We start from the raw sequence: 16,601 nt of genomic DNA, 5'->3' as shown, positions 1-16,601 counted from the left end.
CTTGGTGCTTGCAATGGTTGTCGTGTTGGTGAGGTGTCCTGTGGTGGGGCGCGGAGATGCGGTGATGTTGTGGGTGTGTGTTGTTTGAGAAGTGCATAGTGGATGCGAGCATCTTTATTTTTGCAATGCATATCGAATCAATGTTTTTGGTTTGTGTGTTTTGTTCGAGTTGAAAAAATGTTTGTAGGCAAATGGCTAAACTGGTGGGCGGCTTCGTTGTTCGGGGGCGTCTGTGGGTTTAGGTGTTGTTGTAAGTGTTTGAGGGCGTTCGGTGGATGCCTTGGCACCAGGGGCCGATGAAGGACGTGGTAGGCCGCGATAGTCCTCGGGGAGTTGTCAAACGAGCTGTGATCCGAGGGTGTCCGAATGGGGAAACCCAGCACGAGTGATGTCGTGTTACCACCAGCTGAATGTATAGGCTGTGTGGGGGGAACGTGGGGAAGTGAAACATCTCAGTACCCATAGGAAGAGAAAACAATTGTGATTCCGTGAGTAGTGGCGAGCGAAAGCGGAGGATGGCTAAACCATGCGCATGTGATACCGGGTAGGGGTTGTGTGTGTGGTGTTGTGGGGTCTGTCTTCCTCGATCTACCTGTCGGGGCGTGAGTGAGAAAGCTGCATGCTAGGTGAAGTGGCCTGGAATGGTCTGCCGTAGGCGGTGAGAGTCCGGTAGCTGAAAGCGTGTGGTCTTGCGTGATGGTGTCCCCAAGTAGCAGCGGGCTCGTGGAATCTGCTGTGAATCTGCCGGGACCACCCGGTAAGCCTGAATACTTCCTGGTGACCGATAGCGGACTAGTACCGTGAGGGAAAGGTGAAAAGTACCCCGGGAGGGGAGTGAAAGAGTACCTGAAACCGGACGCTTACAATCCGTCAAAGCCTGTGGATTCTTTGGTGAATCGTGGGTGATGGCGTGCCTTTTGAAGAATGAGCCTGCGAGTTAGTGCTCGGTGGCGAGGTTAACCCGTGTGGGGTAGCCGTAGCGAAAGCGAGTCTGAATAGGGCGTTCTATAGTCGCCGGGTCTAGACCCGAAGCGGAGTGATCTACCCATGGCCAGGGTGAAGCGCGGGTAAGACCGCGTGGAGGCCCGAACCCACTTCAGTTGAAAATGGAGGGGATGAGTTGTGGGTAGGGGTGAAAGGCCAATCAAACTCCGTGATAGCTGGTTCTCCCCGAAATGCATTTAGGTGCAGCGTGGTGTGTTTCTTGCCGGAGGTAGAGCTACTGGATGGCCGATGGGCCCTACTAGGTTACTGACGTCAGCCAAACTCCGAATGCCGGTAAGTGAGAGCACTGCAGTGAGACTGCGGGCGATAAGGTTCGTAGTCGAGAGGGAAACAGCCCAGATCGCCGGCTAAGGCCCCTAAGCGTGTACTAAGTGGAAAAGGATGTGGGGTCGCGAAGACAACCAGGAGGTTGGCTTAGAAGCAGCCACCCTTGAAAGAGTGCGTAATAGCTCACTGGTCAAGTGATCCTGCGCCGACAATGTAGCGGGGCTCAAGTACACCGCCGAAGCCGCGGCACTCACATGTGAGCCCGCCGGTTCTCTATGGGGGATCGGCTAGGTGTGTGGGTGGGTAGGGGAGCGTCCTGCATCCGTGGAAGCGCCGGAGTGATCTAGGTGTGGAGGGTGTGGGAGTGAGAATGCAGGCATGAGTAGCGAAAGCAGAGTGAGAAACTCTGCCGCCGGATGACCAAGGGTTCCTGGGCTAGGCTAATCCGCCCAGGGTGAGTCGGGACCTAAGGCGAGGCCGACAGGCGTAGTCGATGGACAACGGGTTGATATTCCCGTACCCGTGTATCCGCGTCCATGCTGAATCATCTGTACTAACCATCCAAATCCTGATCGATACTCTTCGGAGTACGTGAGGGGGCTGCATGGGACCTTGGGTGGTAGTAGGCAAGCGATGGGGTGACGCAGGAAGGTAGTGGGGCCAGGCGATGGTTGTCCTGGTGTAAGCCTGTAGCACTGGCGATTGGTAAATCCGTCGTCTGTATGTGTGAGAGGTGATGCGTAACCGTTGTGGTGAATTCCATGATCCTATGCTGCCGAGAAAAGCCTCTAGTGAGTTGGTACACGGCCCGTACCCCAAACCAACACAGGTGGTCAGGTAGAGAATACTAAGGCGATCGAGAGAACTGTGGTTAAGGAACTCGGCAAAATGCCCCCGTAACTTCGGGAGAAGGGGGACCCATTCTGGTGACGACATTTACTGTTTGAGCTGGTGTGGGTCGCAGAGACCAGAGAGAAGCGACTGTTTACTAAAAACACAGGTCCGTGCGAAGTCGTAAGACGATGTATACGGACTGACGCCTGCCCGGTGCTGGAAGGTTAAGAGGACCGGTTAATCACTTCGGTGGTGAAGCTGAGAATTTAAGCCCCAGTAAACGGCGGTGGTAACTATAACCATCCTAAGGTAGCGAAATTCCTTGTCGGGTAAGTTCCGACCTGCACGAATGGCGTAACGACTTCTCTGCTGTCTCAACCACAGACTCGGCGAAATTGCAGTACGAGTAAAGATGCTCGTTACGCGCGGCAGGACGAAAAGACCCCGGGACCTTCACTATAGCTTGGTATTGGTGTTCGGTTCGGTTTGTGTAGGATAGGTGGGAGACTGTGAAGTGGCCACGCCAGTGGTTGTGGAGTCGTTGTTGAAATACCACTCTGATCGTATTGGACTTCTAACCTCGGACCCTGATCGGGTTCAGGGACAGTGCCTGGTGGGTAGTTTAACTGGGGCGGTTGCCTCCTAAAAGGTAACGGAGGCGCCCAAAGGTTCCCTCAGCCTGGTTGGCAATCAGGTGGTGAGTGTAAGTGCACAAGGGAGCTTGACTGTGAGACGTACATGTCGAGCAGGGACGAAAGTCGGGACTAGTGATCCGGCACCAACGTGTGGAAGTGGTGTCGCTCAACGGATAAAAGGTACCCCGGGGATAACAGGCTGATCTTCCCCAAGAGTCCATATCGACGGGATGGTTTGGCACCTCGATGTCGGCTCGTCGCATCCTGGGGCTGGAGTAGGTCCCAAGGGTTGGGCTGTTCGCCCATTAAAGCGGCACGCGAGCTGGGTTTAGAACGTCGTGAGACAGTTCGGTCTCTATCCGCCGCGCGCGTTAGAAACTTGAGGAAACCTGTCCCTAGTACGAGAGGACCGGGACGGACGAACCTCTGGTGTGCCAGTTGTTCCGCCAGGAGCATTGCTGGTTGGCTACGTTCGGAAGGGATAACCGCTGAAAGCATCTAAGCGGGAAGCCTGTTCCAAGATGAGGTTTCTCACCACCTTTGAGTGGTTAAGGCCCCCCACAGACCATGGGGTTGATAGGCCAGAACTGGAAGCCCAGTAATGGGTGTAGGTGACTGGTACTAATCGGCCGAGGACTTACAACAACATCCTTATATTCTTTCGTACTCTCAAAGAATCAAGATGTGTCGCATCCACTATGTACTTCTGAAACAACACGGTAAACAAATAAACCGTCACCACCCACAGTCTTTTTGTGGGGGTGCACGGGGGCGGAGCCCCCGTGGGAGGTTTCACAGAGTTTCGGCGGCTATAGCGGTGGGGAAACGCCCGGTCCCATTCCGAACCCGGAAGCTAAGCCCACCAGCGCCAATGGTACTGCACCCTAATCAGTGTGGGAGAGTAGGACACCGCCGAACACAAATTTGAGGGATGCCCCGCAACACACACCGTGTTGCGGGGCATCACCCATTCAACCCACCTGCTTGCTCCTCACGGATAGAACCGTTAGGCCTGGAATGTGTGTCGACTCCGGCGTTGTGTGCGCTGCAGGACACACAACGCCGAAGTCGACACACAAACTGCCAACGACTTACTGCGCTGGTGCCGATTCCTCCGGCGTCGTGCGTGGCAAAGTCTCACCGCGGAAGAACGCGGGATGGCGGGCGCGCAGATAGAGCATCACCACGGCGCCGACGGCGAGCAGTCCGAATCCGATGTAGAAGACCAGACCGATACCGAAGATCGACGCGCCACTGCCGTTGTCGGGATTCATGCTCTCGCCGACCGAGATGACGAACACGACGATGAGAGCGAGTCCACCGAGAAACGGGAATAGCAAGCGGTACAAGAAGTTTCGTGCGGACGAGAACAGCGTGCGCCGGAAATACCAGACGCAGGCGAATGCGGTGATGCTGTAGTACCAGCAGATCATGATGCCCAAGGCGGCGATCGTGTCGATCAATGTGCGCTCGGACAACACAGTCACCACCGTGTAGAACACCGCCGTCACGATCCCGGCCACCAATGCGGCGAAGGCCGGGGACAGGAAGCGGGGATGGATCTCGGCGACCTTCTTGGGAAATGCGCCGTAGGTGCCCATCGCGAGCATGGTGCGGGCCACGGGCAGGAACGTCGTCTGCAGGCTCGCAATCGACGACACCAGGATTGCGGCGAAGAGCAGCAACCCACCCCATCGACCAAGGATTGGTGTGGCCAGCGCGCCGAAGACATTCTCGGCGTTGGCCTCCGATCCCAGCCCGACACCGTCGGTGCCGACGCCGGCGTACATCATCACCGCGACGGCGACCAGCAGATAGGTGAGCAGGATCGACAGGACACAGAGGATTCCGGCGCGGCCCGGGGTCCGTTGCGGGTCCTTGCACTCCTCGCCGAGGGTGAGACAGGTGTCCCACCCCCAGAACGCAAAGATCGAGCCGGTGAGCCCGACGGCGAATGCCGAGATCGTCAGCCCGGTGAACGGGTTGAACCAATCGATGTCGAAGGACAAGCCTGCGGGGGCGTCTCCGGCGCCGACCTTGACGAAGGCGATGATCGCGAAGGCGAACAGCACCACGATCTGGAAGCCGACGAGCACGTATTGGATACGCTCGCTGGTCGTGATCCCGTGCATGGAGACCCAGGTGGCGATCGCCAGGAGAACCAACGTCGTGAGGATGTTGACGAGCTTGTTCGTTCCGAGGTCGGCTATCGAGGGGCGGTCGGCGATCTGGGCGATGATCAGGTAGAAGAACTGCACGCCGATTGCGGCGAGATTCGAGAGCACGATGATCGTCGCGACCACCATGCCCCATCCGCACATCCAGCCGACGTACGGCCCGAAAGCCTTGGTCGACCAGGTGAACGAGGCGCCACAGTCGGGGGTGTCGGAATTCAGCTCACGGTAGGCGTAGGCGGTCAGAAACATCGGGATGAATCCGGCGATGAAGATCGCCGGCATCTTCAGGCCGACTGCGGCGACGATCAGGCCGATGCTGGCGGTGAGGGTGTAGCCGGGAGCCACCGTCGATATCCCGAGAATCGCTCCGGAGAGCACGCCGACCTTGCCGGCGGCGAGCCCCTTGTCGTTGGCGACGTGGGAGTCGGGGATCGTCGGGGCGGCACCGGAGCGAGAGGTGGTGGGGTCGTTGGGATTCATCAGGAGTCCTTCGGAACGACGATCATCGGAACCGACAACGCGCGCAACATCTTTGCTGCGGTCGAGCCGAGGAACAGGTGGCGGGGCTGGGCGAGTCGGCTCGAACCGACGAAGATGAGGTCGCCGTCGTCCCAGTGCAGCGAGGTGATGGCGTCCTCGGTGGTGCGGGCGGGCACGACGGCCGAGGTGATCGGATGGTCGTCACCGAGCTCGGCGCGTGCCTGGGCGAGCACGTCGGCGAGGTGGGCGGCCGCGGCAGCCCGTGCGTCGTCGTCGTCGGCGTCGCGGCGCCACGGGGTCACGTGGTCGTCATCGGTGACCAGGGAGACCAGCCGCAGGGGCAACGCGGTTCGGGCACAGGCGTCGACGGCGGCACGCACCAGCGGCGCGGTACCCGGCCGTCGGCCGATGGCACAGGTGATCCGACGCGGTGCGCACGCCGTGTCCCGGCTACCGCGTGGCGTCAGTACCACCGGCGTCGTCGACGCGTGCAGGACGTCGTTGACGACGGATCCCAGTGAGTGGCGACCGACCAGTCCGCCTCCGGAGCCACCCACGACGATCGCCGCACAGCCGGTCGCCTGTGCCTCGGCCACCAGCCCTTCGGCGGCATTGTCGTGAAAGGCGACCCGGCTGGTGGCGGGGACGTCGTCGGGAATGCGGTCGGTGGCCTCGGTGAGCCATCGTGTCGCCTGCTCGTCGAGGATTTCCGCGAAATCGGCGTTGCCGGTGGCTGCGATCTGTGCCGTAGCCGACGGCGGCGGCAAGATCATGCAGACGTCGAGATCGGCGTGCAGGGATCGCGCGAGGACGACGCCGAGCGCCAATGCGTCCTGTCCGCCCGGCGTGGAGAGGTAGGCGACCAGCAGTGTGCGGCCGGTGGTCATGATGTGGGCTCCCATCGGTCAGGGTTCGTAACGTCTGATCCGCCCGTTTCGGATCAACGAACCCCACTGTGCGCCGCATCACGTCCGGTATGCACCAGCCACAATGTCGAATCGTCACCCCTGCGCATGGACATCGTGGTGAAGCCGCCGGGGAGATCACTCGCTCAGCCGGGATCCCTGGGTACGACGACCATGGGAATGGCCAACGCGCGCAGCATCTTCGACGCCGTTGCCCCGAAGAACAGTTGCTGTGGGCGAGCCAGTCGGCTGGAGCCGACGAAGATGATGTCCTCGGCGGTCCACTCCAGCGACGCGACGGCATCCTCGATGGTGTCGCCGGTGAGCACCTCGGAGGTGATCTCCTGACCGTCGGGCAACTGTGCTCCGAAGGACGCCACATGCTCGGCAAGCTGTTCGGTGGCGTGGGCCACTGCTCGGTTCTCGTCATCGCCCGTCATGTCACCGTCACGATGGGCCGTGGCGTCGTCGCTGGTGACCAACGAGACCAGACGCAGAGGCAGACCGGACCGTGAGCACGCGTCGACTGCGGCGCGCAGCAGCGGTGTCGACCCCGGCCGGCGGCCGATCGCGCAGGTGATCCGACGTAGCGGACGGGCGGTCTCCTGAGCCCCGAGCGGCGTGATCACCACCGGCTTGGTCGAGATGTGCAGCAGGTCGTTGACCGCCGATCCGAGCGCGTGACGTCCACGGATGCCCCCTCCCGAACCGCCGACGATGATGGCCGCACTCCCGGTCGCCTCGGCCTCGGCCACCAGACCCTCGGCGGCGTTCTCGTGAAAGGCGATGTGCCCCTCGGCGACCACCTCATCCGGAATACGGCCGACCGCCTCCGACAGCCAGTCGGCGGCCTGGGCGTCCAACATCTCCGTGGTCGTCCGGACCGAGTCGGCGCCGGCGTCACCGTCGCTCTCCGGTGGCGGGGGTAAGACCATGCAGACATCGAGTGCCGCGTGGAAAGGGCCGGCGAGAGCGATCGCGAGGGCCAGTGCGTCCTCGCCGCCCGGCGTCGGGAGATAGGCGGCGAGCAGTTTGCGGGAGGGCATGGCGGCTCCGATCGGCGGTGTTCGGGGTGTGCGCTTCGATGCTCTCACTCTCACGCGTGCCGCACACGTGTCTGGGACACGCGTGTGCGCCCCGATCACCCCGCCCCGATTCACCCCGCCCGTCACCGACCGAAACCCCTCAGCCAGGTCCGGACACCAGACGAGCCGGGCGCCTCGGGGATTCGGCGATGCGGCCCGGCTCGTCGTCGCTGGCGACTCAGCTCAGATGGTGCACCTCTTGCAGTCCGTACACCGGCGTGGCGATGTCCTCGTACCGGGCCTTGAGCTGCAGCGCGAGATACAGCGAATAGTGGCGTGACTGATGCAGATTGCCGCCGTGGAACCACAGACCGGGCTGCTGCGTCGGCTTCCACATGTTGCGCTGTTCGCCTTCCCATGGACCGGGATCCTTGGTGGTCTCCGACCCCAGGCCCCACACCTTGCCGACCTTGTCGGCGATCTCCTGGCCCATCAGGTCCGCGGCCCACCCGTTCATCGAGCCGTAGCCGGTCGCATAGACCAGGACGTCGGCGGGCAACTCAGTACCGTCGGCGAGAACGACACTGTTCTCGGTGAGATGGTCGACGTCGCCGTGCTGGAGTTTGATGGTGCCGTCGGCAACGAGTTCGCAGGCGCCGACGTCGATGTAGTAGCCCGAGCCGCGTCGCAGGTACTTCATGAACAGGCCCGAGTCGTCGTCACCGAAGTCCAGGTCGAAGCCTGCCGCCTCGAGGCGAGCGTAGAAGTCCTTGTCGCGTTCCCGGATCTGGTCATAGAGCGGGATCTGGAACTCGTGCATGATCCGGTAGGGCAGCGAGGCGAATGTCAGGTCGGCCTTCTTGGTGGTCATCCCGCCCGCCACCGCCTGCTCGCTGTACAAGGCGCCGAGGCCGATCTCCATCAGCGAATCGGACTTCACGATGTGCGTCGAGGACCGCTGCACCATGGTCGTATCGATACCGTTGTCCACCAAAGCTTTACAGATGTCGTGGGCCGAGTTGTTGGAACCGATCACCACCACCTTCTTGCCGACGTAACCGTCGGGCCCGGGGTGTTGACTGGAGTGGTGCTGCTCACCGGTGAACACGTCCTGGCCGGGGAAGGTGGGCACGTTGGCCTTGCCCGACATACCGGTCGCCAGGACCAGCTGATCGGGGTGCAGGGTCAGATGCTCGCCGTCGCGATCGATCTCGACGGTCCAGCGGCCGGTGGCCTCGTCGTAGGTTGCCGATTCGCACGTCGTCTTCGACCAGTAGGGCACCTCCATGACCCGGGTGTAGAACTCGAGCCAGTCGCCGATCTTGTCCTTGGGTGCGAAGACCGGCCAGTTCTCCGGGAAGGGGAGATACGGCAGGTGGTCGTACCAGACCGGATCGTGCAGGCACAGCGACTTGTAGCGGTTGCGCCACTGATCGCCGGGGCGATCATGGCGGTCGATGACGATCGACGGAACGCCGAGCTGGCGTAGTCGGGCGCCGAGGGCGATGCCACCCTGACCGCCGCCGACGACGAGGACATACGGCTGACGCGTCCGCCCCAGCTCGGCCTCCTCGTCGGCCTTGCGCTCTGCCCAGGATCGGGTGTCGGGGTCGGATCCGTGAACCGCTCCCATGACCCGGGTCGGGCCGCTGTGTTCCTCGTGGCCCTTGAGTTCCTGGAGGGTCGTCAGCAGGGTCCACGCCTGGTCCTCGCCGGAGTCGGCGTCGGGTCGTAGACGCAGATGCCCGACGCCCCGGCCGGTCGCCGTCTCGAACTCGATGAACGCCGAGACCACCCCGTCGTCGTCGGTGGCCGGTTCGCTGGTGGCGAAGCCCGATGGGTCGGTGTCGGAAAGGCGCTCGCCGAGCATGTCGGCAATCTGCTCGCGGCCTTCGACCGTCTTCAGATTCCAGGTGAACGACACCAGATCGCGCCAGAACGAGTCCGTGGCGAACATCGAGGTCACTGCCGTGATGTCGCGTGCGGCGAGTGCGGTCTCGAATCGATCGAGCCACCGGGTGGCGCGCTGTTGTGGTGTGGGCGGTTGGTCTGCGGCGGTCGCCACATCGGGTTCGAGTGTCTGGGTCATGCCAGCTCCCTTCGGTCATCTCTGATGTGACTCACAGCACACGCGCCGTCGATGCGTGACGGCAAGGGTTGCATCCCGTTGCGACGTGCGGGGCACGGGACTGCAACCCGATGCAACCCCGGTGGTGTCTTTGCGAATTGGCTGTGACCGAGCGCACAATCGTGAGGTGTCGACACTGCCAGCCGGACTCGAGCCCGCCGTCGCCGCCGGCGACGATCCGCGCCAGTTCGCGGCCGTCCTCTCGGCGGTGTACGACGCGGCGATGGCGGGTGACAAGCCGCCGGCCCGTCCCCGCCAGGTCATCAGTGAATCGTGGGGACGTGTCCTCGGCGCCGGGGTCGACCCCGACCACGGTCCGGATGCGGCAGCTCTCGACGTGGCCGAGATCGAGGTGCGTCGAAACGAGTCGGGACTGCACGAGGTCCTCGACGACCTGACCTTCGGCCTCGATGCGGTGATCTCCGACGGCCACAACATTCTCGTCGTCGCCGACGCGGCCGGGCACGTGCTCTGGCGCAGCGGTGCCAACCAGGTGCTGCATCGGGCCGACCGGCTCGGTTTCGTCGAGGGTGCGTGCTGGGCGGAATCGTCGGTGGGTACCAATGCAATCGGCACCGCCCTCGAGTCGGGACGGGCGGTTCAGGTGTTCTCCGCGGAGCATTTCGTGCGCACCCATCACACCTGGACGTGCGCGGGTGCGCCCATCCGCAATCCACGCAGCGGCGACGTGCTCGGGGTGGTCGACGTCAGTGGCCCGGCGGCCACGATCCACCCGACCACACTGGCCCTGGTCGACACGGTTGCCCGGCTGGCCGAATCCCGGCTGCGCGAACACCATCGACGTATCCTCGACCAACTCCGGGCGGTTGCCGCGCCCATACTCGCGCGGACCGACGGCCCGGCCATGGCGGTCGACCGCGACGGCTGGGTGGCCGCGGTGGGTTCGGTGGCACCGCGAGCGCGCCTGAGCATCCCGGCGGGACTCGCGCCCGGCCGCGCGGCCGTACCCGACCTCGGCCTGTGCGAGATCGAACCACTGCCGGGAGGGTGGCTGCTCCGGACGGTCGAGGCCACCGATCCGAGCCGGCCCACCGAGGTGGTGATCGGCGCCGACGGCGCCGGCGTGGTGGTGCGCGTCGAGGGGTTCGCCGGCAGTTGGACCCAACGTCTCTCGCCCCGGCATGCCCAGATCCTCGGCATGCTCGCCGCCGCGCAACCCGGCGGGCTCCGTGCGGCCGAACTGTCGCAGAACCTCTTCGGTGTCGCCGACCGCACCATCACCATCAGGGCCGAGATCTCGCGTCTGCGTAAGCATTTCGGCGGCCTGCTGTGTGCCAACCCCTACCGCTTCGCCGACGGCGTGGTGGTGCGCGACACGCGCTCGGCCCCCGACTGACCGGCCGTACCCCCCCGTCGCCGACTCGCCGGATCGGCGCGGGACGGCTGTCGCACCGGATAGATTGGTGCCGTGCCGATCTCGCATGTCCACGGATACCTGCACCACATCATGGATGAGTGCGCCCCCGATCGTTCCGGAGCGGTCGCCGACTACATCCCCGAACTCGCCGCCGTCGACCCCGATGGTTACGCCTTGTCGATGTGCATGCACGACGGCAACACCTATTCCCTCGGTGACGTCGGCGTCGAGTTCACGATTCAATCGGTGTCCAAGCCACTCACGTACGCGCTCGCGCTGACCCGCCTCGATATGGCGGAGGTGGATGCCAAGATTGGCGTCGAACCGTCGGGTGAGGCATTCAACGAGATCAGCGTCGACGAGCGGCGGCGCCCGCGTAATCCGATGATCAACGCGGGGGCGATCCTGGCGTCGTCGATGCTGCTGCCGCCGGTCCGGTCTCTGCCCGCCACTGCCGTGGACGAGGCGTTCGACGAACTCGTCGAGTTCTACTCCGGTTGCGCCGGAAGGCATCTGACGATCGATGAGCAGGTGTACGCCTCCGAGGCCGCCACCGGCTCCCGCAATCGTGCCATCGTCTACATGCTCGACAGTTTCGGTGCGGTCGACACCGACCCCGAGGCGGCCCTCGACCTCTACTTCCGTCAGTGCTCGCTGCGGGTGACCAGCGACGACCTCGCCGCGATCGCCGCGACGATCGCCGCGGGCGGGGTCAATCCGCGCACCGGACGCCGGGTGCTGAGCAATGAGGTGGCCCAGCGGTTGTTGAGCGTGATGACCACATGCGGCATGTACGACGGCGCAGGGGACTGGGTCACCTCGGTGGGCCTGCCGGCCAAGAGCGGGGTCGGCGGCGGCATTCTGGCGGTCCTGCCCGGCCAGCTCGGGATCGGGGTGTACTCGCCGCGCCTCGATCAGCACGGCAACAGTGTGCGTGGCGTCGACACCTGTCGGCGGTTGTCGCGTGACCTCGGCCTGCACATGTTCAATGTGACGCGGGAGAGCCGGGTGTCGATCCGGTCGGTGTACTCGATCGGCGAGTTCGAGGTCGGCGCGGACTGGGACGAGCTGCAGCGCAGCTACCTGCGAACCTGTCGGGACCGGGTGCGGGTGTACGAACTGCAGGGGGATCTGACCTTCGCCGGCGCCGAGCGCGCCCTGCGTCGCATCGAGTCCGATCTCGACGACCTCGATGTCGTGATCGTCGAGATCTCGCGGGTGGGCGTGATAGATCCGGTCGCGCGGACGATGCTGCTCGGTATCAAGCACACCACCGAACTACGCGGGCAGCGCGCCATGCTCGTCGATCCCGATGGTGTGGTGCGGGCGAGTGTGGACAGTCATCGCTCCGACTTCGTGGTGCCGAATCTGAATGCGCCCGAACAACTCCTGGGCCTCGACCCGACACTGCCGCACGTGCACTCGACGATGGAGGCCGCGGTCCGCGACGCCGAGGAGTTCCAACTGGAGTCCTTTCGGCGTCCGTGACGCGTGCGCTTTCCGGTAGGGAATCACCGGACGAGATTTCCGCGGCGGGGCCCGGAGTGGGGTTCTCCGAGTCGTGCGGTGAGCGGTTAAGCTGCCGTCTGTGCGTCTGGTGATCGCGGAATGCCAAGTGGACTATGTCGGACGGCTCACGGCCCATCTGCCGATGGCGCGTCGGCTGTTGCTCATCAAGTCCGACGGGTCGGTGAGCGTGCACGCCGACGACCGCGCCTACAAACCGCTGAACTGGATGAGCCCACCCTGTTGGCTGGCCGAGGAGCCGGTGCCCGAGGAGGTCGCCTCCGCGCACGACGAGGTGGTCGCCTACTGGGTGGTGACCAACAAGGCCGGTGAGGAACTGCGGATCACGATCACCTCGATCGAACACGATTCCACCCACGAACTCGGAGTCGACCCGGGGCTGGTGAAGGACGGTGTCGAAGCCCACCTGCAGGAATTGCTCGCCGAGCACGTCGAGACCCTGGGGCCCGGGCACACCCTCATCCGCCGGGAGTACATGACGGCGATCGGCCCGGTCGACATCCTCGCCCGTGACGCCGACGGCGCGACCGTCGCGGTGGAGATCAAGCGGCGCGGCGAGATCGACGGCGTCGAGCAGTTGACGAGGTACCTGGAATTGCTGAACCGCGATCCGCTCCTCGCCCCGGTCAGCGGGGTGTTCGCCGCGCAGCAGATCAAGCCACAGGCGCGGACCCTTGCGCAGGACCGTGGAATCCGTTGTCTGGTACTCGATTACGATGCACTCCGCGGGGCCGAGAGCACCGAATTCCGATTGTTCTGATCGATTGTCGAGCCGGTCAGTTCTGTTCGACCTCGAGCGGGGCGGTGTGGATCGGTGCGGTGTCGGCGTGTTTGTCGGCGTGGCGCCCATTGTGGCCGGTGGTCTTCTGGAACGGCCCGGTGGTCTTCTGAAACGGCTCGGTGTCGATCTGCGCGTCGCGTGACAACAGGGTGTTGAGGAGTTCGGCGTCGCTGTGTTCGGACGCGGTGGTCAGCTCGGCATCGACCTCGGTGTTCAACAGCGCGGGGAGTTCGGCGAGGCGCTCGGAGATCCGCGAGAACTCGGAGACGATCTCATCGCGTGCCTTCGTGACGCGGTCGCCGAGTTCACGCGAGCGCGCCACCCGTTCGGTGGCGATGGCCCGGGCGCTCCGTTCGATGTCGGCGGCGAGAGCGTCGGCCTCGGCACGTTGGGCGGACAGTTCGGCATCGTGCTGTGTTCGCGCGTCGTGCAACTCCTGCGCCGTGCGGCGCCGGAGTTCGTCGGTCTCACTGCGCGCTTTGGTCAGGATGCGTTGCGCCTCGGCCTTCGCCGCGGTCATCGTCTTCTCGTGTTCGGACTCCATCGCGGCGGCGCGCTCGGCGCGTTCGGCGGCGGCGCGTTCGGCGTCCGCAGCGGCCTCGGCCTTGATGGCATCGGCGTCGTTGCGCGTCTTCGCCGAATATTCGTCGGCGTCACCGACGATCTTGCTCGCCCGGGCGCGGGCGTCGGCGACGATCCGCTGGGCCTCCTCGGTGGCGTTGCGCTGGGTGTCCTCGGCCTCCTGGCGAGCCACGGACACGGTCTCGGCTGCTTCGGCACTCGCGTCGGCGCGCATCTCCGATGCCTCGTCGGAGGCCAGCTGCAACATGCGGGAGAGGCGTTCACTCATGCCGGTCACCGACGTCGGCGGCACCGACAGCTTGTCGACCTCGCGGCGTAGCTCCTCGATCTCGTCGCGCGCGTCGGCGAGGTGTGCGGCGAGTTCGCGGGCATGCGAGGTGGCCGCATCGCGATCGGCGGCCAGCACCCGCATGTCGGCGTCAATGCGTCGGAGGCGGTCGGCGACCTGTTCTCGGTCGTACCCGCGCATCACGATTGCGAACGGTAACTGCTGCTTGGGTGCAGGGGCTGACATGCGAGCCAGTCTAATCGCAGCGCCCGCACGCGCCGGGGAGGTGGAAGGTCGCTCCCCGGCCGCGCGGACCCGGAGGTCTACGCGGCCGGGCGACCCTCAGTGGGCCGACGCCGCGGGCTCGACCAGCTCGAGGAGTACTCCGCCGGCGTCCTTGGGGTGCACGAAGTTGATTCGGGAGTCGGCGGTGCCTCGGCGCGGCTGCGGGTACAACACGCGGACGCCGTTCGCGGTCAAGCGGTCCATCACCGCCACGACGTCGGTGACCCGCACCGCGAGCTGCTGCAGACCCGGGCCGCTGCGGTCGAGGAATTTCGCGATGGTCGACTCCGGGGTCAGCGGCGCGAGGAGTTGGATGACGGCACCGTCACCTCCTTGTGGGCCGATCATCGCCTCACGTACGCCCTGGTCGTCGTTGGTCTCCTCGTGGAGCTCCACGAAGCCCAGATTGTCGGCGTACCACTGCTTGGCGGCATCGAGATCGGGCACGGCGATGCCGACGTGATCGATCGCGACGACGAGGTCGGAGATCAGTGCGGCCGGCGATGGGGTGGTGGTGGCGGGGTCAGCTGCGGAAGTACTCATGGACTAACGGTAGCGTTAGAGGCGACAAAGTACAGAGCGACCGCTCGGTTGGTGCCGCGGTCAGAGTCGTGGAGGTCCCCATGTCCCCAGATCAGACGACGTCGGTGATCGTCGCAGGCGCACGCACACCGTTCGGCCGGATGCTCGGTTCTCTCAAGGGTTTCAGTGCCGTCGACCTCGGTGCCATCGCCATCAAGGGTGCACTTGAGCGCTCGGGGGTGGCCGCCTCGGAGGTCCAGTACGTGATCATGGGTCAGGTCCTGACCGCCGGCGCCGGACAGATGCCCGCACGCCAGACCTCGGTCAAGGCCGGTATCGGGTGGGATGTGCCCGCGCTGACGATCAACAAGATGTGCCTGTCGGGAATCGACTCGATCGCACTCGCCGACCAGCTGATCCGCGCCGGGGAGTTCGACGTGGTGGTCGCCGGCGGTCAGGAATCGATGACCCAGGCGCCGCACCTGCTGCCGGGCAGTCGTAGTGGCTTCAAGTACGGCAACACCGAACTCGTCGACCACTTGGCCTACGACGGCCTGTTCGACGCGTTCACCGATCAGCCGATGGGTGCGCTGACCGAGCAGGGCAACGATGTCGACGGCCACAGTCGCGCCGAGCAGGACGAATTCGCTGCGCGCAGCCATCAGCTCGCCGCCACGGCCTGGAAGAACGGTGTCTTCGCCGACGAGGTGGTTCCGGTGTCGATCCCGCAGCGCAAGGGCGATCCGATCGAGTTCGCCGAGGACGAGGGCATCCGTGCCGACACCACCGCCGATTCGCTGGCCGGCCTGCGGCCTGCCTTCCGCAAGGACGGCACCATCACCGCGGGAAACTCCTCGCAGATCTCCGACGGTGCGGCCGCGGTCGTGGTGATGAGCAAGGCCAAGGCCACCGAGCTCGGCGTCACCTGGCTCGCCGAGATCGGTCCGCACGGCGTCGTCGCCGGTCCGGATTCGTCGCTGCAGCAGCAGCCCGCGAATGCCATCCGCAAGGCCTGCGACCGTGCCGGGATCGCGCCCACCGACCTCGACCTCATCGAGATCAACGAGGCATTCGCGGCCGTCGGGCTGGCCTCGACGAAATCGCTGGGCGTCGATGAGTCGATCGTCAATGTCAACGGTGGAGCGATCGCCGTCGGTCACCCGATCGGCACCTCCGGTGCACGCATCACGCTGCACCTGGCACTGGAGCTGCAGCGGCGCGGTGGCGGCGTCGGCGCCGCGGCACTCTGTGGCGCAGGCGGGCAGGGCGATGCGCTGATCGTCCGGGTCCCCAAGGCCTGATCGCCGGGGTCTGATCGCCGGGGTCTGGGCGACACCGCAACGATCCCGTGATAGACGTGACGTGGGTCACGTCGGATGGCGCACGGCTACTACGGGATGTCGTAGGTTGTCGCCGGCTCCGGCACAATGGACCGCATGAGGCAATTCTTCGACCTGTCCACGCCCGCCAAACGATTCCGCTTCGTCGCCGTGCTCGAAGCCATCACGTGGGCGGCGCTGCTCGTCGCGATGTTCTTCAAGTGGGTGCTCGGCCACGACGAGGCCGTGCAGATCCCCGGCATGACGCACGGGATCGTGTTCATGGCGTTCGTAGTGATCTCGCTGCTCACCGCGTTCTCCCTGCGCTGGAGCGTCAAGGTCACCGGGCTGGCCCTGCTCTCGAGCATCCCCCCGTTCGGGACGCTGGTCTTCGAGTGGTGGGCCCGGCGCAACGGACACCTCGCCGAACTGTCGGAGTCGACGAGCAACGCAGCGGCCGCTGCTTGAGATACTCGGCTGCCT

Annotated in this window: 11 protein-coding genes and 2 rRNA genes; 7 read left to right on the top strand and 6 right to left on the bottom strand. The window is 64.4% G+C overall.

All coding sequences use genetic code 11. The annotated features are described in order from the left end of the window. Positions 1-248: 248 nt before the first annotated feature. Together QNM97_RS14415 and rrf are read left to right on the top strand one after the other, a co-directional pair. Positions 249-3,386, top strand: a 23S ribosomal RNA gene (locus QNM97_RS14415). A gap of 156 nt (positions 3,387-3,542) precedes the next feature. Beyond that, positions 3,543-3,659: ribosomal RNA gene (rrf, locus tag QNM97_RS14410) — 5S ribosomal RNA — on the top strand. A 173-nt stretch (positions 3,660-3,832) separates the two neighbouring features. Here rrf and QNM97_RS14405 read toward each other — a convergent pair. From QNM97_RS14405 to QNM97_RS14390, 4 genes are all read right to left on the bottom strand, one after another. Beyond that, on the bottom strand, positions 3,833-5,398 hold the full coding sequence (locus QNM97_RS14405; RefSeq protein WP_283819120.1) for an APC family permease: 1,566 nt from the start codon (positions 5,396-5,398) through the stop codon (positions 3,833-3,835). Beyond that, positions 5,398-6,300, bottom strand: a complete 903-nt coding sequence (locus QNM97_RS14400; protein WP_502874896.1) for a universal stress protein — start codon at positions 6,298-6,300, stop codon at positions 5,398-5,400. Before QNM97_RS14400 ends, QNM97_RS14405 begins: the two co-directional genes overlap by 1 nt. 149 nt (positions 6,301-6,449) lie before the next feature. Further along, complete coding sequence (locus QNM97_RS14395) at positions 6,450-7,349, bottom strand: universal stress protein (RefSeq protein ID WP_283819118.1); 900 nt, start codon at positions 7,347-7,349, stop codon at positions 6,450-6,452. A 217-nt stretch (positions 7,350-7,566) separates the two neighbouring features. Then, positions 7,567-9,417, bottom strand: a complete 1,851-nt coding sequence (locus tag QNM97_RS14390) for an NAD(P)/FAD-dependent oxidoreductase (protein WP_283819117.1) — start codon at positions 9,415-9,417, stop codon at positions 7,567-7,569. 166 nt (positions 9,418-9,583) lie between these two features. Here QNM97_RS14390 and QNM97_RS14385 point away from each other — a divergent pair, with 166 nt between their 5' ends. The 3 genes from QNM97_RS14385 to nucS all read left to right on the top strand — a co-directional run bounded on the left by QNM97_RS14385 (position 9,584) and on the right by nucS (position 13,121). Continuing rightward, positions 9,584-10,813, top strand: coding sequence for a helix-turn-helix domain-containing protein (locus QNM97_RS14385; protein WP_283819116.1), 1,230 nt, complete (start codon positions 9,584-9,586; stop codon positions 10,811-10,813). A 72-nt stretch (positions 10,814-10,885) separates the two neighbouring features. Next, on the top strand, positions 10,886-12,322 hold the full coding sequence (gene glsA, locus QNM97_RS14380; RefSeq protein ID WP_244332863.1) for a glutaminase A: 1,437 nt from the start codon (positions 10,886-10,888) through the stop codon (positions 12,320-12,322). A 100-nt stretch (positions 12,323-12,422) separates the two neighbouring features. Then, on the top strand, positions 12,423-13,121 hold the full coding sequence (gene nucS, locus QNM97_RS14375) for an endonuclease NucS (protein WP_208795814.1): 699 nt from the start codon (positions 12,423-12,425) through the stop codon (positions 13,119-13,121). A 16-nt stretch (positions 13,122-13,137) separates the two neighbouring features. Here nucS and QNM97_RS14370 read toward each other — a convergent pair whose 3' ends face one another. Continuing rightward, entirely contained in the window at positions 13,138-14,238 is a 1,101-nt protein-coding gene (locus tag QNM97_RS14370) for a coiled-coil domain-containing protein (RefSeq protein ID WP_283819115.1), read from the bottom strand. Positions 14,239-14,334: 96 nt separating this feature from the next. Beyond that, complete coding sequence (mce, locus tag QNM97_RS14365) at positions 14,335-14,820, bottom strand: methylmalonyl-CoA epimerase (protein WP_283819114.1); 486 nt, start codon at positions 14,818-14,820, stop codon at positions 14,335-14,337. Positions 14,821-14,900: 80 nt separating this feature from the next. On the opposite strand from mce, the gene QNM97_RS14360 reads away from it, so the two are divergent. Both QNM97_RS14360 and QNM97_RS14355 read left to right on the top strand, forming a co-directional pair. Further along, positions 14,901-16,100, top strand: coding sequence for an acetyl-CoA C-acetyltransferase (locus tag QNM97_RS14360; RefSeq protein ID WP_283819113.1), 1,200 nt, complete (start codon positions 14,901-14,903; stop codon positions 16,098-16,100). A 126-nt stretch (positions 16,101-16,226) separates the two neighbouring features. Further along, positions 16,227-16,586: a DUF3817 domain-containing protein gene (locus QNM97_RS14355; protein WP_283819112.1), complete on the top strand. Its 360-nt coding sequence runs from the start codon at positions 16,227-16,229 to the stop codon at positions 16,584-16,586. The last annotated feature ends 15 nt before the right edge of the window (positions 16,587-16,601 follow it).

Source organism: Gordonia sp. L191 (assembly GCF_030077625.1).
Classification (GTDB): Bacteria; Actinomycetota; Actinomycetes; order Mycobacteriales; family Mycobacteriaceae; genus Gordonia; species Gordonia polyisoprenivorans_A.
Note: the sequence above shows the minus strand (reverse complement) of the source record. Positions and strands in the feature narration are given on the sequence as shown.

Coding starts and splice junctions, on each gene's coding strand:
- QNM97_RS14390 (WP_283819117.1), bottom strand. CDS start 9,417: ATGACCCAGACACTCGAACCCGATGTGGCGACCGCCGCAGACCAACCG.
- QNM97_RS14405 (WP_283819120.1), bottom strand. CDS start 5,398: ATGAATCCCAACGACCCCACCACCTCTCGCTCCGGTGCCGCCCCGACG.
- mce (WP_283819114.1), bottom strand. CDS start 14,820: ATGAGTACTTCCGCAGCTGACCCCGCCACCACCACCCCATCGCCGGCC.
- QNM97_RS14400 (WP_502874896.1), bottom strand. CDS start 6,300: ATGGGAGCCCACATCATGACCACCGGCCGCACACTGCTGGTCGCCTAC.
- QNM97_RS14395 (WP_283819118.1), bottom strand. CDS start 7,349: ATGCCCTCCCGCAAACTGCTCGCCGCCTATCTCCCGACGCCGGGCGGC.
- QNM97_RS14355 (WP_283819112.1), top strand. CDS start 16,227: ATGGACCGCATGAGGCAATTCTTCGACCTGTCCACGCCCGCCAAACGA.
- QNM97_RS14360 (WP_283819113.1), top strand. CDS start 14,901: ATGTCCCCAGATCAGACGACGTCGGTGATCGTCGCAGGCGCACGCACA.
- QNM97_RS14370 (WP_283819115.1), bottom strand. CDS start 14,238: ATGTCAGCCCCTGCACCCAAGCAGCAGTTACCGTTCGCAATCGTGATG.